Below are 1,540 nucleotides of genomic sequence, written 5' to 3' on the forward strand. Positions count from 1 at the left end.
CCTGCCATCCGGGCAAGCCCGCTGACCAGCACGTTGGCGATGCGTCGGACAATTTCCTGACCTACACGGTGAACATGCTTCCGGCGGCCGCGGATCATCCCATTACCCGGGGGATCAGCGACTTTGATCTCCTGACGGAGCAGTACTGGGTGCTTGCCGATGATTACGTTGACGTACTGGCTACCACCACGCTTCCGGCCCGGGACTTCGATGCGTGGACCAGGCCGGTGGTCTCCCCGGCAATCTGGACCAGGCAGTGGGGGAAGGGGCGCATCTTCGTGGCAACCCCCGGCCACAGCGTCGATATCCTCCAGAACACCAACGTCAAGACCATCATCGAAAGGGGCCTCCTGTGGGCAAGCCGCTAAATGTCGGAATCATTGGCTGCGGAAATATTGCGGCCGCCTACCTCGAAACCTTTCCGCGGCTGGACGGCGTTCGGCTGGTTGCCGTCGCCGACCTGGATCTCTCCCGTGCCGAGGCGCTTGCCGCAGCGCAGGACGGCGTGCGTGCGCTGACAGTGGACGCTCTACTGCACGACGACGACGTCCACCTGGTGCTCAACCTCACCATTCCTGCCGCACATGCGGACGTTGCACTCAAGGCGATTGCCGCCGGCAAGGATGTGTACGGCGAGAAGCCCCTCGCCGCCATCAGCCGCGAGGCGCGTCTGGTGATGGACGCTGCGGCGGCTGCCGGCGTAGTTGTTGGTTGCGCACCCGACACAGTGCTGGGCACCGGAACGCAGACCGCCCGGCGGGCGATCGACGATGGATTGATAGGTGCTCCCATCTCAGCGACCGCGACGATGGTCACGCCGGGGCACGAACGGTGGCATCCCAACCCTGATTTCTACTACCTGCCGGGCGGTGGGCCCTTGCTGGACATGGGGCCCTATTACGTGTCCTCGCTGGTCACACTCCTGGGCCCTGTCGCCTCAGTGATCGGGGCGGCCAGCAATACCCGCTCCACCCGCACGATCGGATCAGGACCACGCCGAGGTGAGGTGGTTCCCGTTAAAACCCCCACGCACGTCACCGGTGTGCTGGTCCACGAGTCCGGCGCGCTGTCCACCCTGGTGATGAGCTTCGACGCCGTCGCCACGCAGGCGGCCCGGATTGAAATCCATGGAGAGTCCGGCTCCCTGATTGTGCCGGATCCCAACCGGTTCGACGGCGACGTGCTGCTACAACGGCTGGGAGACGGCGACTGGCAGACCCTGCCGGTGTCGGCCGGCTACGTGGACGCGTCCCGCGGCATAGGGCTGCAGGACCTTGCCTACACTGCAGCGGGCGAAACGCCGCGGACCAGCGGGGAGCTGGCCTTCCACGTCCTGGAGGTCATGGAGTCGGTGCTGCTCTCCGCTGATACCCACCAGGCGGTCGACGTTGCCAGCACCGCTCACCGGCCTGCACCGATTTCGTTGACGCCGGCCGCTGTTCAGCGGGTCGGTCTGTAACGCCTGACCTAACCTGCGCCGCGGAATGAACGCCCGCGGCGCAGGGCGCCCGGGCTAGGCTTCCCGCGTAGCCGGTGAGGT

The 1,540-nt window shown here is 65.8% G+C and carries 2 protein-coding genes; both read left to right on the forward strand.

The features are described 5' to 3' along the window. Positions 1-368, forward strand: a 368-nt coding sequence (locus tag Y708_RS26710) for a ThuA domain-containing protein (protein ID WP_035777029.1), incomplete at its 5' end; no start/stop codon positions are given. Next, positions 353-1,459, forward strand: coding sequence for a Gfo/Idh/MocA family protein (locus tag Y708_RS0120090; RefSeq protein ID WP_028281297.1), 1,107 nt, complete (start codon positions 353-355; stop codon positions 1,457-1,459). The genes Y708_RS26710 and Y708_RS0120090, both read left to right, overlap by 16 nt. Positions 1,460-1,540: the final 81 nt, after the last annotated feature.

It is taken from the genome of Arthrobacter sp. H5 (assembly GCF_000520595.1).
Taxonomy (GTDB): domain Bacteria; phylum Actinomycetota; class Actinomycetes; order Actinomycetales; family Micrococcaceae; genus Arthrobacter_D.